4 protein-coding genes are annotated in these 6,182 nt (G+C 66.1%); 3 read left to right on the top strand and 1 reads right to left on the bottom strand.

Going from position 1 to position 6,182, the window contains the following annotated elements:
- The 3 genes from SX243_24790 to SX243_24780 form a co-directional block, all read left to right on the top strand.
- Positions 1 to 2,097: ATP-binding protein (locus tag SX243_24790; GenBank protein ID MDY7096205.1), on the top strand; the 2,097-nt coding region annotated here is incomplete at its 5' end.
- Between the two features lie 105 nt (positions 2,098 to 2,202).
- Positions 2,203 to 3,714 carry a phospholipase D-like domain-containing protein gene (locus tag SX243_24785; protein MDY7096204.1) on the top strand — a complete coding sequence of 504 codons (1,512 nt, stop codon included), beginning with the start codon at positions 2,203 to 2,205 and terminating at the stop codon, positions 3,712 to 3,714.
- 43 nt (positions 3,715 to 3,757) lie between these two features.
- On the top strand, positions 3,758 to 4,825 hold the full coding sequence (locus tag SX243_24780; protein ID MDY7096203.1) for a serine/threonine protein kinase: 1,068 nt from the start codon (positions 3,758 to 3,760) through the stop codon (positions 4,823 to 4,825).
- Between the two features lie 692 nt (positions 4,826 to 5,517).
- Here the strand turns inward: SX243_24780 and SX243_24775 are convergent.
- A partial coding sequence (locus SX243_24775) for an insulinase family protein (GenBank protein MDY7096202.1) occupies positions 5,518 to 6,182 on the bottom strand: 665 nt, incomplete at its 5' end.

The raw sequence follows: 6,182 nt of genomic DNA, 5'->3' as shown, positions 1-6,182 counted from the left end.
CTCGATCCGCCGCACATCCTGAGCTGGGGATTCTTAGTCGCGGCGATGATCTTCACCCTGGTGTTGGCGCACCGCTGCAGCCGTCTCTACGACGAGATCAAGACTTTCCAGCGAGGCCTCGAAGGCCGCGTCCAGGCCCGCACCCGGGAGCTGGAGCGGATGAACGAGCGGCTCAAGGAAACGGATCAGGCGAAGCGCGACTTCCTGGCCAATATGAGCCACGAGATCCGCACCCCGATGAACGGCATCATCGGCATGTCCGAGCTGCTGCTGCGCACCGACCTCAACCTCGAGCAGCGCCAATACGCCAGCACCATCGTCACCTCCGCCACGGCGCTCCTCTCGCTCATCGACGACATCCTCGATTTCTCCAAGATCGAGGCCGGCAAGCTGCAGCTGCGGCAGGTGGATTTCCAGCTGCGCAAGACCCTGGAGGGAGTGATCCAGCTGCTGGAGCCGCGGGCGGAGGACAAGAATATCGGCCTCGAGCTGGAGGTGTCGGACGATCTGCCGGAGCGCTACAGCGGTGATCCGGCGCGGCTGCGCCAGGTGTTGATGAATCTGGTGGGCAATGCGATCAAATTCACCGACCTGGGGCACGTCAAGGTGCGGGTGGAGCGAGCCAAGCGCCCGCCCAAGGACGAGCCGGGGCCGTGGCTGACCTTCTCGGTGGTGGATACCGGGGTGGGCATCCCGGCGACGGAGTTGGAGAAGCTGTTCAAGGCCTTCACCCAGGTGGACAGCTCCATGAGCCGCCGCTTCGGCGGCACTGGTCTGGGTCTAGCCATCAGCCGTGACATCGTGCACCTCATGGGCGGCGAGATCTCCGTCGACAGCGCCCCGGGGCGGGGTTCCACCTTCCGCTTCACCGTGCGTCTGGCTCCTCCCAGCCGGCCGATTTCGGATCCCGCTCTGCGCCAGGCGACCCAGGAAGATCTGCGGCAGCTGCGGGGCAACTTTCACATCCTCCTGGCGGAGGACAATCCGGTCAATCAGATGGTCTCCCTGCGCCAGCTCAAGGCTTTGGGCTTCCGGGCGTCGGCGGTGACCAACGGTTGGGAGGCACTGCAGGCTCTATCCCGGCATCCCTTCGACCTGGTGCTGATGGACTGTCAGATGCCCAAGATGGACGGCTACGAGGCGACCCGCCGGGTGCGCCAGGGAGAGTCGGGAAAGCGCCGGTTGCCGATCATCGCCGTCACAGCCCACGCCATGAAGGGGGACCGGGAGAAGTGTCTGCAGTGTGGCATGGACGATTATCTCTCCAAGCCGTTCCGGGAGCAGGACCTGGCGGCGGTGCTCGATCGCTGGCTGTTGGAGCGGGAAGACTCCCGCGCCGACGGCGCCTCCCGTCGTCGGGAGACCCCCGGCCGGGGGATGAAGATGCCTCCCTCACCGACGCCCCCTTCATCGACCTCGCCGGCATCGGCCTCGCCTCCTCCAGCGAGCCCACCGCCGGGATCTCGACCCCCAATTACCGGCCAACCGGTCTCTGGCCAACCGGCTCCTTCGCCTGCACCGCCCCGGGAAGCTCCTCCCAGGCCGAGCGCGCAGCCACCACGGTCCCCGGGGGCCCCGGCTGGCCCGGCGGCCCCGGCTAGCCAGGCTGGTCCCAGGGCTCCCGCCCAATCTGGCCCGCCAAAATCCGGGCACACCGAGCCATCGGCTCCCCGCCAGCCCGGTCCCCCCGGAGCTCCCAGGCCGTCCTCCGCGCCCTCGATGGGAGGTGGTGGTGCTGCCCCGGCCGGGATCGTGCTCGATCCCCAGCCTCTAGAGCACCTGCAGCGGCTGGGGAGCAGTGCTGGTCAGAACGTGTTGGATCAGGTGATCAAGCTCTTCCTGAGAGATGGTCCGGTGCGGCTCGAGCGCCTGCGGGGCGCCCTGGGGGAGGGCGACATGGATGCGGTGGAGCAGGCCTCTCACGCTTTCAAGGGCAGCGCCGCCACCCTTGGCGCGGTGCGGTTGGCGGCGGCCTGCAAGAGGGTGGAGGAGACGGCGCGGGTCGACCCCCTGGCGGTGATGCCGGAGGATGTGGAGGCGGTGGCCCAAGAATATCGACGCGCCGCCGCGGAGCTCCAGCGGCTGTTGACGGAGTAGGCCTGGCTCCAGATCCCGACCCAGGATTCCCGGACCACACCCTCAAGGCCCTATCGACAGCACCCCCGAACGAGGAACTACCGGACCGAAAGGATAGGAGCGACGGTGGACATCAGCTGGATGCAAATCCTCGGTAGCGTGGCCCTCGCCGCTGCCGCGGGGGGCTCCGCCGTCCACGCGCTGCTCAACAAGCGGGATCCCCCGGCGGGGTTGGGTTGGGTGGCGGTGTGCCTGCTCTTTCCTCTGGCCGGTCCGGCGCTCTACTTCTTCTTCGGCATCAACCGCATCCAGCGCCGGGCGCGCAAGCTGCAGCAGGAGGCCCGCCAGCGGGATGAGAATGGGGCCGGTGCCAGGAGCCCGGAAAGGTCCGCGGTGACCTCGCCCCATCGCCTCTCCGAAGCCGGGCTGTCGTTGGAGCAGATCCGGGATCGGGTGCCCCAGGATCTCCACGACCTGGCCCGAGTCTCGTCGGCGGTGAGCCAGTGGCAGCTGGTGGGAGGCAATTCGGTGGAGCTGCTGCACAACGGTGAGCAGGTCTATCCGCGGATGTTGGAAGCCATCGCCGAGGCTCGCCGCAGCGTCTATCTGGCCACCTACATCTTCGAGACCAACCCCGCCGGCCTGGAGATCATTGACGCCTTGGAAGCAGCTCATCGCCGCGGGGTGGACGTACGGGTGATCGTCGACGCCATCGGAGAGATCTACAGCTTGCCCTGGGCCTCGCGGGTACTGCGCAAGCGGGGGGTGCCGGTGCACCGCTTCATTCAGCCCCGCTGGTTCCCCCCGACGGTGCATCTCAACCTGCGCAACCACCGCAAGATCCTGGTGGTGGACGGCACCGTGGGATTCACCGGGGGCATGAACCTGGGCGGCCGGCACCTGGTGGACAAGCCGTCCGGGCGTCGGGTGGTAGACCTCCACTGCCGGCTCACGGGGCCCATCGTGGGGCAGCTCCAACAGGTTTTCTTGGACGATTGGTTCTTCGTCGGCGGCGGTGCGCAACGGGCCGCGTCGGTGCTCGGAGAGTCCGCTGCTGGCGCTGATCCGGCGTCGCCGGGGGCGGTGGGCGACTGCCTGTGCCGGGTGATCACCGATGGGCCGGACGAGGATCTCGACAAGCTGCTGGCGGTGATCTTGGGGGCGGTTTCCGGTGCCCGCCAGCGGGTGTGGATCATGACCCCGTACTTTCTACCGCCGCGGGCGCTCATCGGGGTGCTGCAGTCGGTGGCACTGCGGGGAGTGGACGTGCGAATCTTCCTGCCCGAGAAGAGCGATGTGCCGCTGGTGGATTGGGCCACTCGCAATCAGCTGTGGGAGCTGCTGGAGCGGGGCGTCCGCTGCTTCCTGCGCCCGCCTCCCTTTGCTCATTCGAAGCTGCTGGTGGTGGACGACGCCTATGTGCAGATCGGTTCGTCGAATCTCGATCCCCGCAGTCTGCGGCTGAATTTCGAGCTCGCGGTGGAGATCTTCAGCCGCGACTTCGCCCGCCGGGCGGTAGCTCATTGCGAAGACGTGGAGACCACCTGCGAGGAGCTGACCCAGGAGGATCTGGATGCTCGGCCGCTGTGGGTGCGGCTGCGGGATGCGGCGGCGTGGTTGTTCTCGCCGTATCTTTGAATTCGGCGCTTCCAGGAGAGTCCGCTGTTAGCATGCTCGGTCTATGAGCAAAACCACGGGTGGTGAATCGACCGGGGCGGTGACGGATCTTTTTTTGGGCTTGACCCCGGAGCGGGTGCTGGAGGCGGTGGAGGCGGCGGGGCTGCGGTGCAACGCGGTGTGTTATCCGCTCAATTCGTTCGAAAATCGGGTGTACGAGGTGGAGTTGGAGGACCGCTCGCGGATCATCGCCAAGTTCTACCGCCCGGGGCGTTGGAGCGAGGAGCAGATCCTCGAGGAGCACGCTTTCATCGACGATTTGGTGGCGTCGGAGATTCCTGCCTGCCCGGTGCTGGCGTTCCCCGACGGTTCGACCGTCAAGCGCCAGGAGGGGATCTATTATTCGCTGGCGGAGCGCCGCGGTGGTCGGGCTCCGGACGAGCTGACGGACGAGCTGGCGGAGCGGCTGGGCATGCTGGTAGGCCGCATGCACGGCGTGGCCGCCGCCGGCGAGGCCCCCCACCGCCTACCCCTCAACGCCGACACCTATGTGCGGTCGAACCTGGAGTGGTTGCGCCACCACGAGACGGTGCCGGCGATGTGGCGGGACCGGTATTTTGCCGCCGCGGAGGAGCTGGCGGATCGTGCTGACGGCTTACTGGATGGCGTCGCGGTCCACCGGCTTCACGGTGACTTGCATTTAGGAAACCTCCTCTTGCGGGACGGTCGCTTCAATGTCCTGGACTTCGACGACATGGTGGTGGGACCGCCGGTGCAGGATTTGTGGCTGGCGCTGCCGGGCCGGGACGCCGTCACGCGGCGGCAACGGCAAGTCTTCCTCGAAGGCTACGAGCGTTTCCGGCTCTTCGACCACACCACCCTCCAGCTCATCGAGCCCCTTCGCGGCCTGCGCCTGGTCCACTTCGCCACCTGGCTCGCCCGCCGCTGGCACGACCCCATCTTCCCCGCCACCTGGTCCCAATTCGGCACCGAGGATTATTGGCGTCAGGAAACAGAAGCGCTGGAAGAAATCCTCCGCCTGATGCGCCTCGGCGCCGACCCCACGGCCCCGGTTCCGCAGGAGGAAGAGGAGCTGACGAACAAGGATTTCTTCTGGGATTGGGAAGACTGAGGCTCGATCAAATCTGCGATCAACATTTGGGTCCCACCTAGTCAAGTCATTGAAAACAAAGGGATCAACATTTGGGTGCCCCCTGTTGAAGCTGAGCAAGGACCGTTGCTCTCGGGGGCGTGGGCAGTCGGGTTCTGCGGTGGGCGAAGACGCCCATCCTCGAATCCCGCAGCCCACTCAGACCGTTGATCTTGGCGGGATCGTTGGGGATGAAGGGGTCGGGAGTGGTACCGCTGCTTGATTTGTCCTTGCCGGATGCCACGATTCCACTTTCGCCGGCTGCATCCCCAGAGCTCGGTTGATCACTGTCGGTATGGTGAGGGAGCGGGACCCGAGGATGGCCTCCTGGCCACCGCAGGGCCCGACTCCCCAGCACCCCGAGAGGATGCTGCCTTGGTGGTCGGAGAGAGGGTCAACACCTGGGTCCCACCTAGTCAAGTCATTGAAAACAAAGGGATCAACATTTGGCTGCCCCCTGTTGATGAGACGTCCCTTCGTTCAGTAAGGACCGTTGATTTTGGGGCGTGGGCAGTCGGGTTCTGCGGTGGTCGAAGACGCCCATCCTCGAATCCCGCAGCCCACTCAGACCGCTCGTGAAAACTGGGATTCTGGGGAGGAAAGGGGCGGGAGTGGAGCCGTCTTCTGGGACGATCAATCCACGATCAACAAGTGGGTCCCACCTGTTGGGGAGACTAGGGAAGCAAGGGCGTCACGGGTGGGTCGGCGGGGCGGAGGGTGCCTAAGAGATAGCGGTCTTCGGAGAGGAAATCCTTGGCCGCCTGGTGCAGCTCTTCGGCGCTGAGGCTTTGGACCAGGTCGTCGTAGGTCAGGAGCTCCTGGGGGTCGAGGCCGTAGCGATAGTAGAAGCGTAAAGCGATGAGCCAGAAGCTGTTTTGCTTCAGGCGGGTCTCGCGCTCGCGGAGGAGCGCGCTCTGGGCCTTCTCCACCAACTCCGGCGGCAGGCCCTCGGCGCGCAGGCGGCGGAGCTCGGTCCAGAGGGTGTCGAGGGTCTCTTTCACCGCCTCCGGGTCGCAGGAATACGAGAGATTCAGGCGATAGCGGGGGCGCGGGTAGGGGGTGAGGCTGCCGGCCACGGAGACTCCGTAGGTCCGGCCCTGCTCCTCCCGCAAGACTTCCCGCAGCCGCAGCTGGAGCACGTCTTCGAGGAGATTCATCCGGCGGCGCTGGCGGGTGTTCCAGGTAGCGTCCCCGAAGAGCGCCAGACGCACTCCCGCCAGGGGTTCCAGGCCCTGCCGAACTTCGAAGGTGGTGGGCTCGGTGGGGAATGCGACGCCGATGTCGCGCCAGCTCTCTTCTCGGCCGGTGGACGGCAAGGCACCGAGATAGGTGGTGAGCA

The sequence above is a fragment of the Acidobacteriota bacterium genome, from assembly GCA_034211275.1.
Classification (GTDB): Bacteria; Acidobacteriota; Thermoanaerobaculia; order Multivoradales; family JAHZIX01; genus JAGQSE01.
The sequence above is the reverse complement of the archived record's forward strand: the minus strand, read 5'-3'. Positions and strand labels throughout refer to the sequence as shown.

What these genes read in the sequence shown, in the direction of transcription:
- SX243_24780 (MDY7096203.1), top strand. Translation starts at nt 3,758, where the DNA reads ATGAGCAAAACCACGGGTGGTGAATCGACCGGGGCGGTGACGGATCTT.